This is a genomic window from Colwellia sp. RSH04, assembly GCF_003545765.1.
Classification (GTDB): Bacteria; Pseudomonadota; Gammaproteobacteria; order Enterobacterales; family Alteromonadaceae; genus Colwellia.
Genome location: NZ_QXIO01000003.1, coordinates 83,011 through 100,741 on the forward strand (window position 1 = coordinate 83,011; position 17,731 = coordinate 100,741).

The 17,731-nt window shown below is 35.4% G+C and carries 15 protein-coding genes; 9 read left to right on the plus strand and 6 right to left on the minus strand.

Features of this window, described 5'->3' with window-relative positions; all coding sequences use genetic code 11:
- The first annotated feature begins 2 nt into the window (after window positions 1–2).
- From D1094_RS05980 to D1094_RS06005, 6 genes are all read left to right on the plus strand, one after another.
- A complete protein-coding gene (locus D1094_RS05980; RefSeq protein ID WP_259337839.1) occupies window positions 3–2,261 on the plus strand; it encodes an LPS-assembly protein LptD in 2,259 nt (752 codons plus the stop codon).
- 40 nt (window positions 2,262–2,301) lie between these two features.
- Window positions 2,302–3,609 (plus strand): peptidylprolyl isomerase SurA, encoded by a 1,308-nt coding sequence (gene surA / locus D1094_RS05985; RefSeq protein ID WP_118959191.1) that lies wholly within the window; start codon window positions 2,302–2,304, stop codon window positions 3,607–3,609.
- Window positions 3,602–4,582 carry a 4-hydroxythreonine-4-phosphate dehydrogenase PdxA gene (pdxA, locus tag D1094_RS05990; protein ID WP_118959192.1) on the plus strand — a complete coding sequence of 327 codons (981 nt, stop codon included), beginning with the start codon at window positions 3,602–3,604 and terminating at the stop codon, window positions 4,580–4,582. The genes surA and pdxA overlap by 8 nt, the downstream gene beginning before the upstream one ends.
- 81 nt (window positions 4,583–4,663) lie before the next feature.
- Window positions 4,664–5,524 carry a 16S rRNA (adenine(1518)-N(6)/adenine(1519)-N(6))-dimethyltransferase RsmA gene (rsmA, locus tag D1094_RS05995; protein WP_118959193.1) on the plus strand — a complete coding sequence of 287 codons (861 nt, stop codon included), beginning with the start codon at window positions 4,664–4,666 and terminating at the stop codon, window positions 5,522–5,524.
- Between the two features lie 7 nt (window positions 5,525–5,531).
- Window positions 5,532–6,383: a symmetrical bis(5'-nucleosyl)-tetraphosphatase gene (locus D1094_RS06000; protein WP_118959194.1), complete on the plus strand. Its 852-nt coding sequence runs from the start codon at window positions 5,532–5,534 to the stop codon at window positions 6,381–6,383.
- A gap of 209 nt (window positions 6,384–6,592) precedes the next feature.
- Window positions 6,593–8,611, plus strand: coding sequence for a methyl-accepting chemotaxis protein (locus D1094_RS06005; protein ID WP_118959195.1), 2,019 nt, complete (start codon window positions 6,593–6,595; stop codon window positions 8,609–8,611).
- Between the two features lie 590 nt (window positions 8,612–9,201).
- Here the strand turns inward: D1094_RS06005 and drt3b are convergent.
- From drt3b to arfB, 5 genes are all read right to left on the minus strand, one after another.
- Window positions 9,202–11,172, minus strand: coding sequence for an antiviral reverse transcriptase Drt3b (gene drt3b / locus D1094_RS06010; RefSeq protein ID WP_118959196.1), 1,971 nt, complete (start codon window positions 11,170–11,172; stop codon window positions 9,202–9,204).
- The gene (drt3a, locus tag D1094_RS06015) at window positions 11,162–12,373 is read right to left on the minus strand and encodes an antiviral reverse transcriptase Drt3a (RefSeq protein ID WP_118959197.1); all 1,212 of its coding nucleotides are present in this window, start codon (window positions 12,371–12,373) and stop codon (window positions 11,162–11,164) included. Before drt3a ends, drt3b begins: the two co-directional genes overlap by 11 nt.
- A 315-nt stretch (window positions 12,374–12,688) precedes the next feature.
- Window positions 12,689–13,558, minus strand: coding sequence for an HDOD domain-containing protein (locus D1094_RS06020; protein WP_259337841.1), 870 nt, complete (start codon window positions 13,556–13,558; stop codon window positions 12,689–12,691).
- Window positions 13,559–13,653: 95 nt separating this feature from the next.
- The gene (locus D1094_RS06025) at window positions 13,654–14,505 is read right to left on the minus strand and encodes a DUF2797 domain-containing protein (RefSeq protein WP_118959198.1); all 852 of its coding nucleotides are present in this window, start codon (window positions 14,503–14,505) and stop codon (window positions 13,654–13,656) included.
- Window positions 14,506–14,533: 28 nt separating this feature from the next.
- Complete coding sequence (gene arfB, locus D1094_RS06030; protein WP_118959511.1) at window positions 14,534–14,947, minus strand: alternative ribosome rescue aminoacyl-tRNA hydrolase ArfB; 414 nt, start codon at window positions 14,945–14,947, stop codon at window positions 14,534–14,536.
- Between the two features lie 115 nt (window positions 14,948–15,062).
- Between arfB and D1094_RS06035 the strand changes: the two genes are divergently transcribed.
- Together D1094_RS06035 and D1094_RS06040 are read left to right on the plus strand one after the other, a co-directional pair.
- Window positions 15,063–15,335 (plus strand): GIY-YIG nuclease family protein, encoded by a 273-nt coding sequence (locus D1094_RS06035; protein WP_118959199.1) that lies wholly within the window; start codon window positions 15,063–15,065, stop codon window positions 15,333–15,335.
- Window positions 15,336–15,421: 86 nt separating this feature from the next.
- Window positions 15,422–16,186: a DUF3581 family protein gene (locus D1094_RS06040; protein ID WP_404851445.1), complete on the plus strand. Its 765-nt coding sequence runs from the start codon at window positions 15,422–15,424 to the stop codon at window positions 16,184–16,186.
- A gap of 33 nt (window positions 16,187–16,219) precedes the next feature.
- Here the strand turns inward: D1094_RS06040 and D1094_RS06045 are convergent, their stop codons facing one another.
- Window positions 16,220–16,771 carry a hypothetical protein gene (locus tag D1094_RS06045; RefSeq protein ID WP_118959200.1) on the minus strand — a complete coding sequence of 184 codons (552 nt, stop codon included), beginning with the start codon at window positions 16,769–16,771 and terminating at the stop codon, window positions 16,220–16,222.
- A 105-nt stretch (window positions 16,772–16,876) separates the two neighbouring features.
- On the opposite strand from D1094_RS06045, the gene D1094_RS06050 reads away from it, so the two are divergent.
- Window positions 16,877–17,728 carry a DNA ligase gene (locus tag D1094_RS06050; protein ID WP_118959201.1) on the plus strand — a complete coding sequence of 284 codons (852 nt, stop codon included), beginning with the start codon at window positions 16,877–16,879 and terminating at the stop codon, window positions 17,726–17,728.
- Window positions 17,729–17,731: the final 3 nt, after the last annotated feature.

Here is a 17,731-nt window from a genome sequence, read left to right on the forward strand (position 1 = left end):
CAATGAGCAAGGTGCAGGCAAATAATGACAGCATAAAAAGTGAAGGCCCTGAAACGAGGCCAATGAACTGCCCTATTCCTGAATTCGCTGAAATTGCTGCAAATACACCAGACGTTACAGATGACAGTATCTATATTTTTTCAACCTATGCCAGTATCGAAAAAGATCAAATAACAGCTTTTAGTGGTGGCGTAACCCTTATTGATAAAAATCAAAAAATTATCGCCGATGAATTAGCTTTTAACCGTTTATCAATGCAACTAGATGCTTTAGGCGACATTCATTATCAAAGCAATAATATCAATATTTTTGCCAATACATTAAATGCCAGTAAAGCGCAAAAATCGACACTAATGACCGCCGCCTCGTATCAGCTAGATGGTAACCCTGGTCACGGTAGTGCTGCGAAACTATTTATTTCGACAGATGGTCAATTAAATTTAATTGACTCAACCTTTACCACTTGTCTTGATGAAACGCCTGATTGGCAAATTAAAGCCAGTGAAATAAATCTTTCAGCTACAGGCGATTTCGGTGAAGCTTACCATGCTCAATTTAGAGTGTTAGATGTACCGATTTTATACATTCCTTATTTTTCATTCCCTGTTTCTCAAAAGCGAACCACTGGTTTTCTTTACCCTAAAATTAAAAGCTCCAGCAACTCAGGGCTTGAAGTAGAAACACCTTTTTATTGGAACATTGCAGAAAACTTAGATGCAACGATAACCCCTCATTATATGTCAAAACGTGGTTTACAGCTGCAATCGGAGTTCAGGTATTTATGGGGTGATCAACAAGGGCAGATTGACTTAGAGTATCTCAATAAAGATAAAGCTTTAAAGAATAATAATGATCCACGTTATTTAGCGCGTTTTCAACACATAGGCAGTTTTTCTGATGGTTTCAGAGCTTACATTGATTACACAACCATGAGTGATGATAACTACTTAGTTGACATTGGTAGTAGGCAATATAACTCAAATGATGCCTATTTATATCAAGTAGGTGAATTAGCGTATTTTGGTGAGCAATGGCAAACCACATTGAAAATTCAAGATTTTGAGGTTTTGGGTAATCACACACCAAGTTATAAAACATTACCGCACATAGAAGTTGCAGCTCAACAACCGCTAAACTTTTTAGCAGGACAACTTGAACTGTACTCTGAGTTGACTAGTTTTCAATCGGCCAAAAAAGCACAAGTTGAAGCGAATAGGTACCATGTAGAAGCAGGCATATTATTCCCTATTTCCACACCTGCTTGGTTTATTAACTCTGAAGTTAAACTAATGCATACCTATTATCAGCAAGATAATATTCAATTAAACAGTGAACTTGAAGAAACAGTACAACGTACATTACCTAAAGTCCGCTTTCATGGTGGGATAAACTTTGATAGACAAATAACGGCTTTTGGCAACAATTACCGGCATACTTTTGAGCCTCAATTGCAATATTTATATATACCTGATGAAGACCAAAGTAACATTGGCTTATACGATACAACAAACCTTCAAGACGATTACAATGGTTTATTTAGAGACCGTCGATTCAGTGGTTTAGATCGCATCGCTGGAGCAAATCAATATACGTGGGGTGTCACTAGCCGCGTATTGGATGATTCTAACCTTGAAGTATTTAGAATCAGCCTAGGTCGAATTCAATATATAAACTCAAACGAGACACCAATGGATAGCCTTCTTGTTGACAATAACTTTTCTCTCGAGAACCAAAAGTCTTCATTAGCAGCAGATTTATTTTATCGTATTAACCATCAATGGCAAGTAAGTGGAGATATTCAATATAATACTGAAGAAAGTTTTACCAACAAAGGGCAAATGAATTTAGACTATCAATTTAACAAATATAATACAGTTCAATTGAACCATCGATATACTCGTAATGTCTCAGGTAATAGTTTAGAACAAGTTTCTTTACTAACGAGTGTGGCCATTAATACAGAGTGGGCTTTTGTTGGTCGATTAACGCAAGATTTAAAGCAAGATCGTAGCTTAGAAAGCTATGCTGGTTTTCAATATGAAAGTTGTTGCTGGGCAGTACGTTTGGCATATCACCGTCATATTAATTCAAATCTGGATGATGAAGACTTCATAAATGAAAACCGCGATGAATTTGATAGTGGTTTCATGATACAGTTCATCATCAAAGGTCTAGATGGAAAGCAATCAGCTATTGGCACACAAGAAATGTTTGACGACAGTATATTTGGCTATAAAAGACCTTATTACTTAAATAATTAGCGCTATTCATAGCGAACGATAAAGAAGAAATGATAATTACATGAAAAATACATTTAAAACATTAGCATTAGTAAGCAGCTTGATAATAGGCTCTGTTAGTCAGGCATATGCTAAAGAAGAACTTTTAGATAGGGTGGCTGCTATTGTCAATGGTGGTGTAGTACTTGAATCAGAAGTGACTGACTTATTTAATAGTATTAAGCTTCAAGCCCAAAAGAATAACCAAGACTTACCTTCTGATTCAGCACTAAGAACTCAAGTCATGGATAAGCTTATTAATGATAGCCTAATCACTCAGCTTGGTGAAAGAATGGGTGTACAAGTTAGTGATGCGCAGTTAGATCAAACCATTGCAAACATGGCCAAAGAAAACAACCTAACCCTCTCACAATTTAGAGACAGCATTATTGCTGATGGTTTGGAATACGAAAAATACCGTGAAAGTATTCGTACAGAGTTAATATCAGGTGAAGTTAGAAGAAACAGCGTAAGGCGACGTATATTTACTTCTCCCCAAGAAGTTGAAAACTTGTTAGCTGTTATGAAAGAGCAAACAAACAATGACATCGAATATCACCTAGGTCATATTTTAATTGAATTCCCAACAGACCCAACACAAGAAGACATGACTAAAGCGAAAACACGTGCCGACAAAGTGATTGAGTTACTTAACGGTGGCTCTGACTTTAATAAAATAGCAATTGCTTCTTCTGGTGATGCTAACGCTCTTAAAGGTGGTGATTTAGGCTGGAAAAACATTAATGAAATGCCGACTTTATTTTCAGAACTTATTGACGGTAAAGAAAAAGATACGATTGTTGGCCCTATAAGAACTGGCCTTGGTTTTAGTATTGTAAAGGTACTTGATATACGAGGAAGACAAGTAGTAGAAGTTGAAGAAGTCAAAGCAAGCCATATCCTCATCGAACCTACTATCATTTTAAGTGATGATAAAGCTAAATCAATATTACAAGGGTTACTCGATAAACTTGAAGCGGGAGAAGCTGAGTTTGCTGAGCTAGCTAAAGAATACTCTGATGGCCCTACCGCAGTTAAAGGTGGCGATTTGGGTTGGGCAGATCCAACTACATATGATTCAGCCTTCAAAGATGCATTAGCCTCAATGAAAGTTGGCGAATATCATAAGCCTTTTCGCTCTTCTTTTGGTTGGCACATTATTCAGTTAAATGATCGTCGTATGGTTGATGCAACCTCACAAATGAACGAAAACAGAGCTTATCAAATACTTTACAATCGAAAGTTTGGCATCGAAAGTGCCCGTTGGATTAAAGAAACACGTGATGAAGCTTACATAGAAATCTTTGAACAGGAAGCTAGTAATGACTAAACGCATTGCGATCACACCCGGTGAACCTGCTGGCATTGGCCCAGATTTAGTCATTATGATTGCTCAGCAGGCTTGGCCTATTGAGATGGTTGTTGTTGCCTCTAAAGAGTTAATTAAATCACGCGCAAAGCAGTTAAACTTGCCAATCACTTTAATTGACTATGATGTTAATAAGCCTGCAAGTGCTCAAGCAGCAGGAACAATGACTATTTTAAATATTGAGTTAGGCACTGAATGCATAGCAGGCACACTTGATGTAAACAATGGTGCATATGTTGTTGAAACATTACGCGTTGCAAGTGAGAAGAATATAACCGGTGAATTTGATGCGGTTGTAACCGGCCCTGTTCATAAAGGACTAATCAACAAAGCTGGCATAGCCTTTAGTGGTCATACCGAGTATTTTGCACATCAAGCGAACTGTAGTGATGTTGTTATGATGCTAGCTACAGAAGGATTAAGGGTTGCTTTAGTCACCACCCATATTCCATTAGCCTACGTGTCTAAAGCGATTACCTTTGAACGCCTTCAAAAAGTAACCCGTATTCTTTATCATGACTTAAAAGAGAAATTTGCGATTGCTTCACCTAAAATTTATGCCTGTGGTATAAACCCCCATGCTGGCGAAGATGGCCATTTGGGACGTGAAGAGATTGAGACTATGGAACCTGCTTTTGCTGAATTACGAGAAGAAGGTATTGATATTATTGGCCCTTTACCTGCTGATACAATTTTTCAAGAAAAATACCTTAAAGAAGCTGATGCTATTTTAAGCATGTATCACGACCAAGGTTTACCGGTATTAAAATATAAAGGTTTTGGTTCATCTGTTAATATCACACTTGGATTACCTTTTATCCGAACCTCTGTTGATCATGGTACAGCCCTAGAGCTGGCTGGTACCACAAAAGCAGATTCTGGTAGTTTTTTAGAAGCTATTAAAAATGCGATAAATTTAGCTAGTAATACTTAATTCATTAGCTATACCTTTTTTAACTTAATCAATTTTTTATTATTGGATAATCTAATAATTTAACTCAAACGAGTACGCTATATGAGCAGTAAAGCCCATTTAGGCCATCATGCTAAGAAACGCTTTGGTCAAAATTTCCTTCATAACGACGCTATAATCAGCAGTATTGTTGATGCTATCAACCCTGAGCCAAATGAAAACCTTATTGAAATTGGACCAGGACTAGGCGCATTAACTGAACCCGTCATTGAGCGTGCAGGAAAATTGTCGGTTGTAGAACTCGATAGAGACTTAGCTCACAGATTAAGACACCACCCATTTTTAGCACCACATTTAACCATTTATGAAATCGACGCATTAAAGTTTGATTTTGCTGAGTTATCAAGTGATGAAAAACCGTTAAGAATATTCGGTAATTTACCCTACAATATTTCCACACCGCTTATTTTTCATTTACTAACCTTTAAAGATAAAGTGCAAGATATGCATTTTATGTTGCAAAAAGAAGTTGTTGAAAGAATGGCAGCAGGTCCTGATTGTAAGACCTATGGTAGATTATCTATCATGACTCAATACCAATGTCAGGTGATTCCAGTAATGGAAATTGGCCCTGAAGCATTTAAACCTGCACCAAAAGTTGATTCAGCTATAGTTCGCCTAATTCCTCATAAAGAAATTGCAAACCCTGTTAAAGATCTAAATGCATTAAATACCGTTTGTTTAACGGCTTTTAATCAGCGAAGAAAAACCATTAGAAATAGTTTTAAAAAGTTAATTAGTGTAGAGCAGTTAGTCAGCTTAGGGGTAGATCCTACCTTAAGACCTGAAAATTTATCTATAGACGAATATATTAAATTAGCTAACTTTATCGTGGATAACCCACCTGAACTACCAGAACCTAAAAGTAAAAAGCGAACCGCTAAAAAAACTCAAAGTGATTAAGTAATTTATGGCGACATATATAGTTGGCGATATTCAAGGGTGTTTTAATGAACTAAAAGCCTTATTAAATAAAGCCAACTTTAATCCTAAAGGCGATACACTCTATTTAGCGGGTGATCTTGTTGCACGTGGTCCTGACTCTTTAAGTACACTGCGTTTTGTAAAATCTTTGGGAAACGCAGCCAAGGTTGTACTTGGCAACCATGATTTACACTTATTGTCTGTTTATCACGGAGTAAAAAAAGTTAAGAAAGCTGATAAACTCGATCAATTACTTGCTGCAGATGATATTAAAGACTTAATGGACTGGTTAGCAAAACAACCATTAATTCAACAAATCCCCACACACGCAAATAGAGAATCAAAAGCTTTTGTTAGCCACGCTGGTTTGCCACCACAGTGGGATATTACCACAGCACTTGCCTGTGCAACCAACGCTGAAAAGAAGTTAGCATCTGCAAAGTTACCTGATTGGTTATCACTTATGTACGGAGAACAACCCAATAGCTGGAAAAATGCACACAGTGAAGAAGACAAATTTCGTTATACTATTAATAGTTTAACGCGAATGAGATATTGTTTTAATGATGGCTCCTTAGAGTTTAGTTGCAAAGAAGCACCGAATAAAATTCAGCAAGTTAACTCACATATCATCTCCCCATGGTATGAATTAAACCAAGTTCCTGTTAACGTTACATGGTTATTTGGTCATTGGGCGTCTTTAATGGGACAATGCCCAGTATCGAACATTATCCCTTTAGATACAGGCTGCGTCTGGGGTAACTATCTAAGCATGATGCGATGGGAGGATAAAAAAATCTTTAATGTGCCTGCACACTCACATATCAACGCTATATAAAACTAATCAACAAAATAATAACACTAAATGTCTATGAAAAGATGAAAAAGCCATTTAGGTTGTTATAATAAAAAATAACGTTAAGTTTTAATTGCTTTGGTCGATAAAACTTAACGTTATGTCTAATTAAAAAAGACATTTATTCAAACGTTTAGAATTTATTAAAAATTCTATCATTAATGCATTACAAACTTCAGTCGGTGGTATCTATGAATTTGACAGTAGCTATGAAAATTATTGGTGGTTTTACCATAATTTCAATTTTACTAATTGCAACCAGTATCATTTCATTGTCCAATTTAAATACTATTAGTGACTCTACTAATCAACAAAACGAATTAGCAATTCCTACTCTCAAAAGTAGTAACATACTGGCGCTTGAATTAAGTCAATTAGCGAATATTTCATTGAAAGGTTATTACGAAACAGATTTAACAAAGCTAGCAACAGGATTAAATAATTTTAAAAGTAAAGACAGTAACTTCTCAACCGAGCTGAATGATTTAAAGTCTATCGTTGTCAAAGAAAATAACTTACTCTCAAACCTAAAAGAAGTTGATAACGCATATGCCGCATTTAGAGCTTCCTCATTGGCCGTTTTTGACAATCATAAAAATAGCATCGAACAAAAAAATGCACTAATAGAAAAAGTAGATTTGCTTGAAGAGAAAGCAGATGATGCAGTGATGTTACTACTTGATTTAGCTGACCATGACTTAGCCGATACTAAACTTCAACGTGCAATTAATTTAAGTGAGCAAGTTGAAAATCAGTTTAACTCAATTGTTTCTTCTGCCTTTGAATACCGAGACACTTTATCAAGTAGTACAGCTGATTTAATTGAAAGTGAATTATCTTTTACTACAGGAGAAGCAACAAAGTCTATCGACGAAATTTTACTGGAACTGAAAGCAAATAATGTTAGCAGTGTCGAAGAAGAATTAACGAGTGCTTTTGCAGAAATTAACGACCTTTTGTCAACAACCAATGGTATTGTTGCTCACAAGCGATCACAGTTAAATGCTAATAGCTCTGCAAAAAGCAAGTTAGAAGAGTCGGAAAAAAATGCCAAACAAGTTAATGACATCTTAAATAAGCAAGTCGATTTAGCCAATAAAACCACGATTGAAACCAGTGAATTAGTAGAGAGTTCTGTTAGCAGTGGAACAAGTCAAACCATCTTTATTTCTGTTGCTTCAATTATAATAGCGATCATTATTGCTCGATTCACATTGCTTAGTATTACCCGCCCATTAGCACGCGTTAATAATATGCTTAATGTAGTCGCATCTGGTGACTTATCACACAAGCTGGACGAGAGTGGCAAAGATGAATTTGCACAACTTTCAGCTAACTGTAACTTACTTATTGAAAGCTTAAGAACCCTGATACAAAGCATTGTTAGCCGTTCCACACAACTTGCAGCAGCTGCAGAGCAAACTTCAGCGGTAACCTCACAAAGTACAAGTGCCATTGAAGAGCAACGAAATCAAGTAGAGCAAGCAGCTTCTGCCACTACTGAGATGAGCAGTACCTCGCAAAGTGTATTATCAAGTGCTAATGATGCACTTAGTGAAATTAAACATGCTGATGATGAGGCAGAACGAGTCAAAGTTATTTCAGAACGCAATCGACATACCATTGAAGAATTAGCTTCAGAGGTTGATTCTGCGGCACAAGTCATTAACCAATTACAGCAAGATAGCGCTTCAATTGGTAGTATTCTTGATGTTATACGTGGTATTGCAGAACAAACAAACCTACTCGCGTTAAATGCGGCCATTGAAGCTGCTCGCGCTGGTGAACAAGGTCGAGGTTTCGCCGTCGTTGCTGATGAAGTTCGTACTTTAGCAAGTCGAACTCAAGAATCAACTTCTGAGATTCAAACAATGATTGAAGCATTACAAACAGGTGCAGGCAAAGCAGTAAACGTGATGGATACAGGTAAGAACAAAGCTTCTGACTGTGTACATCAAAGCGAAGAAGCAGATAGAGCTCTAGAGACGATTACTCATGCAGTACATGAAGCCTTTGATAGAAGTTCACAAATCGCTACCGCGGCAGAAGAACAAAGCGTTGTTGCTCATGAAATCAGTGAGAATCTAGAATCCATTGTAGCGATAGCAGAGCAAACAACTGCTGGTTCACAACAAACGGCATCATCAAGTAGTGAAGTTGCTAAGCTTGCTGAAGAGCTGCAACAATCAGTACAAGAGTTTAAACTATAACCATTAATGTTTTACTTACTGTTATTAAACACAATATGAAAAATAATATGTAATATAACTATCAAATAATATGACAATAAAAAGCCCGCATTTTGCGGGTGATTTATTTACTGCCGAAGACATTATTTCTTTTAGTTTCAATAAAGAAATGTTTAACAAATGAATCAATAATACATAAGCTATTGGGATATATTGAAAAGGTGCAAAGTGGGCCTTTCGTGTGTGCTGCATCCATTCTCAAAAAAGTCAACTTTCTAGCGAGGCTATCCAGCTTCATAATGTTAAACATCAACAGTTAACCATCAAGCTTGATCATTAAATCTAAGCTTTTAGGCTTTATGACCCTAAGGTCACTTTAACCGGTGTCTTAGGATGTTAGGCTCGTAACGTTTTCCAAACCTTACACCTATGACCCGTTTCTGACGCATCTTACTACAGACAAAGCTATAAGCATCGTGTAGACCCAAATAAAATCAACCCATCAGTCATAACTCATTGCTAAACTAATCATGAGAGGTGTCATCTACTTAGATCTCTAGGCGCGGCTCAAATTTTGCAGCCTGCCACTTTGCAACTACGATGTTATTATATCAGTATGCTGTACGCAACTCTTTGCGCATCAATAATCTTTGAATATCATCAGGTTTGCTCTTCCAAGCATAAAACCACTCTCTTTCTGAGCTAAAGTAATTAGTAAGAGCAGCAGCTTTTTGACCAATTTGTGCTGTTCTAAGTGATATATTCTCTTTTTGATATGCGACCAAATAAGATTTGGCGATTGCTTTTTTCTCTGCTGTAGATATATAAGGAGAAGATAATAGATCACATAACAACAAAAAGGCTTCTGTTGATTTCTCAATCATATCGAACTCGCCAAACTTAGTGTCTATTAAAAATTTTATGACCTGCTTTTTTATCCCTTTAAACTTACGTTTGTTCCCACAGTAATCTAGACAGCAAACGATGCGAAAGTAATCTAAGCTTTTTATGTCTGCTTCTAACCCAAATGCTTGCTGTATAAGCTCTTCAGATAGCATAAATGACTTCCCAAGAGACTCTGAAGTCGTGACAAGATTAAAAAGTTCAATATTAGGTTCTTTATTTTGATGTGAACTAGATTGAATTAAAGCAGTGATTTCATCGAAAATAGCTTTATTTATATTAGAATCATCAGAATCTTCTTTAGGCTCTTCTTTTAACAGATTAATTAACCTACAAATCAAATAGCTACTCCGAGATTTTGGACTCATAGCAAAAATAAAGAAGGTCGTTTCTAAAACAAAAATCTTTAATTTTTCCAGATCCTTTTCGTTCACCTCTGCTTTATGGTTTTTAATAGCGTTAAGAACTTTCTTAAGGAGCTTGATTAAAATTGATATAGAGAAGCTAATCACAGCATCAAAACTTATTTCATTTTTCTTTACTATAGCTTTAACATCTCTAATGAAGGAATTGGATAATGAACTTTTATTCCAAATCTTTTTTAAAAGCTTTTCTTCTGAATAGTCATTATCTTGTTTAAAGTTTACTAGTTGAGAAAAGTAATGATCAATTGTCTTTCCTATTTCAATTTTAGCGATAGTCTCGCCAGTCATGAATGGTCGGTTAACAGATATTGTTTTTGATTCATTAATATAGAGCTTAAATTCTGATAAATTCTTCTCTAATATTTGAGATATCGCTTCTGAAACTGACTTGTTATTGGAGAATATAAAGTAGTCATCAATATAACGTCTAATTTCATAATCAACACCACGAGTAAGCTCCTTACTAGATAAAGCATTATCAACTTTAGTATCAATAGACTGTAGGATAATCTCCGAAAAAACTCTTGATATTTCAGGGCCAATTAAAATACCATTAGTTTCATTGTAATTCATTATTTGCATTAACTTGTCAAACCCACCGTCAAATGTATCTGCATTGACGTAGTTTTTTGAAAAGTTTTTACCTTTAACTGCCCACGACATACTATGGGTATAAATATGGTGAAAGCACTTAGATATATCCATTCTCAAAAGGTTTTTAAATTTTCTTTCAAGCCTATGAAACTCATAAGATTCATAAAATTTATACATGAAATTATATTTTTCATAAGAAAAATATGAACTAGATGTCAACTTAGAATTAGAGTTATTGTCTACAGTTCCCCATTCAACATCGCTATCTTCAGTCTTCCTACTCTTTTCATAATAATAAGCACCTACATCACTAGGATATCTTAGGGAATACTTGTTGTTTGCCGTAAGGTTTAAAATTACTTGTTCAAAGTTTGAATAAAATTTTGAACACTCTATTTGGTGTAGAGGGTGAATAACCGATAAAGTTCTATATGAATTTTCATCCTTTTTAATTTTGTAATTATAAGGAATGCTATACACCTTTTTTTTAACGCTATTAAGCGGAAAAGGAAAGTTCAACTTATCATCATTATCTTTTAAAGCCTTATAAAATCCAGTATTGGAAAACTTAAAAGGGACTTCGTAAGGGAGCGTATCGGTGAGTAAAGCTCGGTAAGCGTCATTTTTATTAATAAACTGTTTTTTAGATTTACGTGACATGCTTCCAAGCCTTTCTTATTAAGATGATTTTCTCAGGGGTAAATTTAAAAAGTTTTTTATTTTTAAAGCCAGTTACAAACTTAAGGCGAATTAACTTTTTTCTCTGGGAGTTTGATAACAGACCAGCTAGTTTAGTACCTAAACTACCATGCTTAGAAAGCACACTCCTAGCCAAAAAAATATCGAGTTTCCGTAGGTCTTTTTCACCTAATTTTTGTTTTTCTATCAATGGGTAATTATAGTAAATTCCAGCTTTTAACCCCTTTCTATTACTTGTAATGGTATAATTTCCCGTGAGAAATTTAATACGCTCTAACAGCAAGTTATAGTCACCGTCTTTACAGAATCGCTTCAATGAACAAATAATTCTAGACTTAATTTTGTTCAATTTAGGTTTAGCTATTCCAATATTTACCTGCTTATTTTTGTCACTCTTTATTACGAACTTATACCCTAGATACTCTAAAGTTTGTTCAACGGCAGTGGCTCCTTTAGGAAGTAACTCTTTTTTGATATGGTCTGACTTATTGTTAAATTTTAGTCCGCTAGGCAATGTATCTTCTGCGAGACATTCTATGTATTCTTTTGGTTTTGTAGTAAAGATTATTATGTCGTCAACAAATCTAGCGTAGTAATAAATCGAGTGATGTGAAGCCATAGTTCGGTCAAACTTTTGTAGGAATAATTCCGATAAAGTTGAACTAATAGCTTGCCCCCTATGAAGGCCAGAGCGTGAGTTACTATAAAAAGTGTTGACTATTTTTTTAGTTTGGCTGCTTGGCACAGGGTTGTCATTGATTTTCTTTAGAACTACCTCAAGTGGTATGTTTTCATAGAATTTTTCTATATCTAGTTTTAAAACAGTAAATGGCACAGGTTCTTTCAGAAGAGCCTCTACTTGCTTAACGATCTGTTCTCTATTTTTTGGTTTTATTTTGAATATTCGTTTTAAGTTATCATTTGCTTTCCTAAGTGCAAATTCAGATACAGGATGATGAGTACCTAGTATAACCATTTCACCTTTTTTGGTTTTTCTGGGACGAACAGGAGATATTGCAAAGTTAGAGTTAATAAGTTCATCCGTCAGTCCTTGATGAAACTCTAGATAGTCTTCTTTTTTGCCCCCCATTTTATAATTTCGGGGATCTACTTTTTTGGTTAAACGGAGATAGTTTTTAGGTGTAAAAGCTTGATTAAGCATTTTTGACTAATCCTTCAGAAGCCATATCAGCAAATAATTGAACTGAGATTACGGAAATCTCAAGATTTTTACATTATGATATGAAAAGATACACTATCTATATGAAATATAATAGCTAATTGTGGAGTTTATAAAGAGATAGATAAGACTATATTGTTGATAAATAGATATATTACAAATAAACTTTGGAGTCATCATAAGAAATAACTCCAAGTTCATTCAGTAGCCCGGCATTTTGCGGGCTTTTTTATTTTAGGACGGGACAAGGTTCGTTTTTTTAGGTAAAACTTTTACAAAAACAATGATTAAAATTCGTTAGAATACCATGGCTGCACTAGGGTTTAATATTGATAACATTCCTAAACGTTCTAAATCACAATAATCAGCAGCAGTATTAAATATTCTATTATCTAAGCCTAATTCCTCCATTAAATCAGCATCAATAATATCTGCGTAGTTAGTTTGCTTAACTACAACATTTTTATGCATAATACGTTTTGATATATTAAGTAGCTGTGTCTCTATATTATAATGACGCCACTCAGTCTGATCTTGATACCTAATAGGTGAAAATAAACTGTATGGTAACTGCCAAAGCTTCATTAGTTCAGCAGAACACTCACCATAGGTAAAGCCTAATACTGACTGTTGCTTTTCCCAAGGTAATTCAGTCAAATCATTCACTTCACATTTAACGATTAAATCAGGAGTGATTTGTTTTACAATTAATTCCCCTAAATTATGCAGTAAACCTAAAATAAATAACCGTTCAGCATTAGCAACTCGTAGGTGAGTTCCCAAATACTTAATTAACAAGGCGCAATCAACACTTTTTAACCAAAACAAATCTAAATAATCTGCATCGGCATCAATAGCATCAAAGGCTTCTTTAGTAAAATACGCAATAACTAAATTATAAACTTCTGTTATGCCAAGCACTAAGACTGCTTTTGAAATACTATCTATTTTGCCTGGATAATTAAAAAATGAACTGTTAGCAAGTTTTAATACCGTCACTGTCAATGCAGGGTCAAGTAAAATAACATCAGAAATGTCATCTATTGTTGAAGACTCATCATCAATTAATTCTTTAATACGAAGAAATGAGTCTGACAATACAAATACATCTTCTGCTTGTTCTGCATACTCTTCTGCACTCATCATAGTCGCTTGCTCTACATTCATATATTTATACCTTAAAGAAAAAGTATGATTAAATAATTTTATTTGCCTATTCAGTATAGCCTAAACATAAGAGCATGCTTGTCTTAAAATAAAATTTAATACTCAATACTTATTTGATAAGAGCTAAACTTGCGCATATTAATAACCCCTGAGTCGAAGATTAAATATTGCCCCTTTATACCAACAAGTTTGCCCGTCACTACAGGTGTTTTATCAAAGTTAAAGGATGATATTTTACTTAAATATTGCTCTACTGGATAAGAAATATTAATCAACTCCTCATCTAAACGTTGAATCGCATCTTCACCAAATTTAAGTTGTAGTTCTGCTAATTTATCAGCAATTTTCGGTACTAATTCATCGGCGATAGTGTTTAAATCAAGCGGCTCTGCAACCCCCTTTAGCATAGCGCGCCAATTAGTTTTATCACTGATAAATTCAGCTAGCGCAGTTTCCACTAAACCTGATTGAAGACGACTAGACACTTTAAATATGGGTAATGCTTGCGTAGCTCCTTGATCTATCCAACGTGTCGGGATTTGAGTATGACGTGTAATGCCTACTTTTAGACCTGAACTATTGGCAAGATAGACATAGTGGTCAACCATACAATGTTTCTCACCCCAAGAAGGTTCGCGGCATGTTCCAAGATGATGATGACAGGTTTCTGGCTTCATAATACACATGTCGCACTGAGCAAGTTTAGTCATACAAGGGTAACAAAACCCTTGAGAGTAGCTTTTTTTAGTGCCTTTACCGCAATGTTTGCACGCTATCTTGCCAGAAAAATGCAAACTAATCGTTTGACCTATCAAGGGATTTAATTCAATAGATTGGGCCTGACTTTGGTCTTCTATTGCGGCCAAAGGCAATTGATATTGCACTAAGTTATCATCGTTTAAGTGGGCTGTTAGCTTTTCTAAGGAACCTATTTCACTGATTGGCATTTATACTCTCTTCTTATTGAATATTTTATTAAAATTTTACTTTCTGACGGGCTTGTTTAACTGATTTTCTATTGGCTTTAGTTTCTAACCTTCTTTTTACTGAGCCTCTTGTAGGCTTGGTCGCTTTTCGTTTCTTTTGTACTACCATCGCTAACAGTATCAATGCTTTCAAACGCTCTAATGCATCTTGCCTGTTCATCTCTTGTGTACGGTGAGATTGCGACTTAATAATAATGATACCATCCGACGTGATTCTACTATCAGATAACGCAAGTAACCTTTCCTTATATATACTGGGTAATGAAGAGCGCTTAATATCAAAGCGCAAATGAATAGCAGTAGCGACTTTATTGACACGTTGTCCGCCGCTACCTTGCGATCTAATCGCATTAAGTTCGATTTCCCATTCAGCTAGGGTGACATTATTTGATATTTCTAACATGGTTTCATTGGTCTTAAAGATCAAAATGACATAGGTTACTACTCGCATTTTTCAGCAAATATTGTGTACTATATCAAACACTATCTTATTGCTTACTTTTATCAGAACAAAATACATGAAAAATACTTGGTACACCTATTTGGTGCGATGCAATGATAATAGTTTATATGCAGGCATAACTACCGACTTATCACGTCGAGTTGAAGAGCATAATAACAGTAAGTTAGGTGCCAAATATACCCGTAACAAGCGTCCTGTAACACTAGTTTACGCAAAGAGTTCAGAAAATAGAAGCCAAGCCAGTAAATTAGAATACGCGTTAAAGAAGTTACCAAAAGCAAAAAAAGAGCAACTTATCGAGCAATATTTAATAAACGAGACAAACTAAGTCATGATACTCAGTGGTCTGCTTTCTCTTATTATATCGCTTTTTTCTTCGATTTAGCCGCTAACTACTGATAGAATGCGGCGTTTTTGTTAAAAATTGAAGTTGTTAGTTATATGTCATTAGAAAATACACAGAATAAAAAAATGTTCATCGAGAACTATTGCGCTATTGATCAAGAGAAAATCAGTTTCACTCGCGAGCAAGGTAGTACGTTTGCCAAGCAAGTTGCTGATGACTTCAACCCCCTACATAATGTCGATGCAAAAAAGTTTTGTGTTCCTGGTGATTTATTATTCTCCATCATTATCGCTAAGTCAGGCTTACATAAAAAAATGACTTTTGATTTTTCAGGTATGGTTAATGACGGCGTAGCGCTAACATTCCCCACTGAAATTAAAGATAGCGCTGACATTGTAGATGACAATAATAAAACGTATTTAAGTGTTAATGCTTGTGGTGAAAAAACGCATTGCCCTGCATTAATTGATGCGCTAACAAAAGCTTACGTTGACTTTTCTGGTCATACTTTCCCTGGCATATTAGTAAAGCTCATGGCTGAAAACAATGTCATGATTAATCCTGCAAGGCCTATGGTTATGTATCAAAGCATGTCTATTGACTTGTTTCGATTAGATGTTAAAACGTTAGAATTAAAGCTGGCGGAAACTAGCCTAACCATTGATGGAAAACGCGGTGATACATGGCTAGAGTTTGATTTAATTTCAAACGGTGAGCATGTTGGCCACGGTAAAAAACATATGCTGATGAGTGGTTTGCGTGAGTATAACCAAGAAAGTATTGACTCATTAGTAGAGCAGTACCGTCAAAGCAAAGAAAGCTACCAAGCTTAACCTCCTTTTATTAATTATCCCAAGCAAAGCTATTTATTCTTTATAGCTTTGCTCAAACACCCGTTTTTGCGCTATTCGGTATTCGCTACAATAAGCAAAAGTACTTATTGCTTTTGGCTTTAAGCATTGCTCTGGTTGTTGATAAAAATTAAGCCAAGCTTGTTGCATTTTACCTTGATAACTGCTTTTTAATGCTATCGCCCTATCTGTTTTAAAAGGCGAGTTAGCATACTTTTTAGCTTTAAAATTAAATGCTAATGGCTTATTTTTCTTCTTTGCATGACTAGCATATGCTTTTTTTTTGGATGCTTTTTGTTTTTTCTTCTTTTTACTTGTTAACTTTACCTGCTTACTTTTGCCATAACTTGGGTGCTCACATTGCCACCATTTATCTCTCGCTTTATCTTCTCTAGCGCGCAAACTTTGCCCGCGCTTAAGCGAATAACTACTACGTTGTAATGACTGAATCTGGTGCAATTTTTCAAGTAAGGGTTTACATCTTTTTTTGGCTTGCACATTAAAGCTGAACAAAAGGCAAAGTAAAACATAAACACAGAAATAGTGGTAATAGCGCTTATTAAACATGACACATCCTTGTGAATAAAATAAGTTTTTTAAATTATAGTCTAAAATAACAAAGTGTACTTATCACGACGAAAACACGTTACAACATAAACAAGGATGTTTATCATGAATCGATACCTCTACGTATTTTTATTTTCTTTTATCATCACTGCCTGTAGTACCTCTCATGCTGCTACAAAACCTTTACTTCAGCACGGTATCAGCTATAGCAACCAAAGCGATATAGTAAATAATATTCATCTATATTTTGTATCAGAAAAGCTTGATGGTATGCGTGGCTATTGGGATGGTAAGAACCTCTATTCTCGACAAGGTAATAAAATCAATGCACCGACTTGGTTTACAATGCATTGGCCTAATACACCATTAGATGGTGAGTTATGGATTGAGCGAAATAGCTTTCAACGCTTAATGTCTTGTATTAAATCAGCAAATAACTCAAATTGTTGGCAAACAATACGCTTTTATCTCTTTGATATGCCACTTCATCAAGGTAATTTTGAGCAAAGGATAACCGCCATGGAACTTGCCATAAAACAGAGCCCTTCACCTTATTTAGCTTTGATTAAGCAATATAAAGTCAACAATATTCAAGCACTAGAGAGCAGATTAACCCAAATAACTAAACAGGGTGGCGAGGGGTTAATGCTTCACAAAAGTACGGCGTTCTACAAAATAGGAAGAAATAATGATCTTGTTAAACTAAAAACACATCAAGACGATGAAGCAATAGTATTAGCTCATAATGTAGGTAAAGGAAAGTATCACAATAAACTGGGCTCATTGCTGGTAAAAAATAACCAAGGAGTCATTTTTAAAATAGGCTCAGGCTTCACTGATGATGAACGCAATAACCCACCTAAAATAGGCAGCACAATTACCTACCGATACAATGGAAAAACCGATGCAGGCATACCAAGGTTTGCTCGATACTGGCGTATTAGAAGTAACGATTAAAAC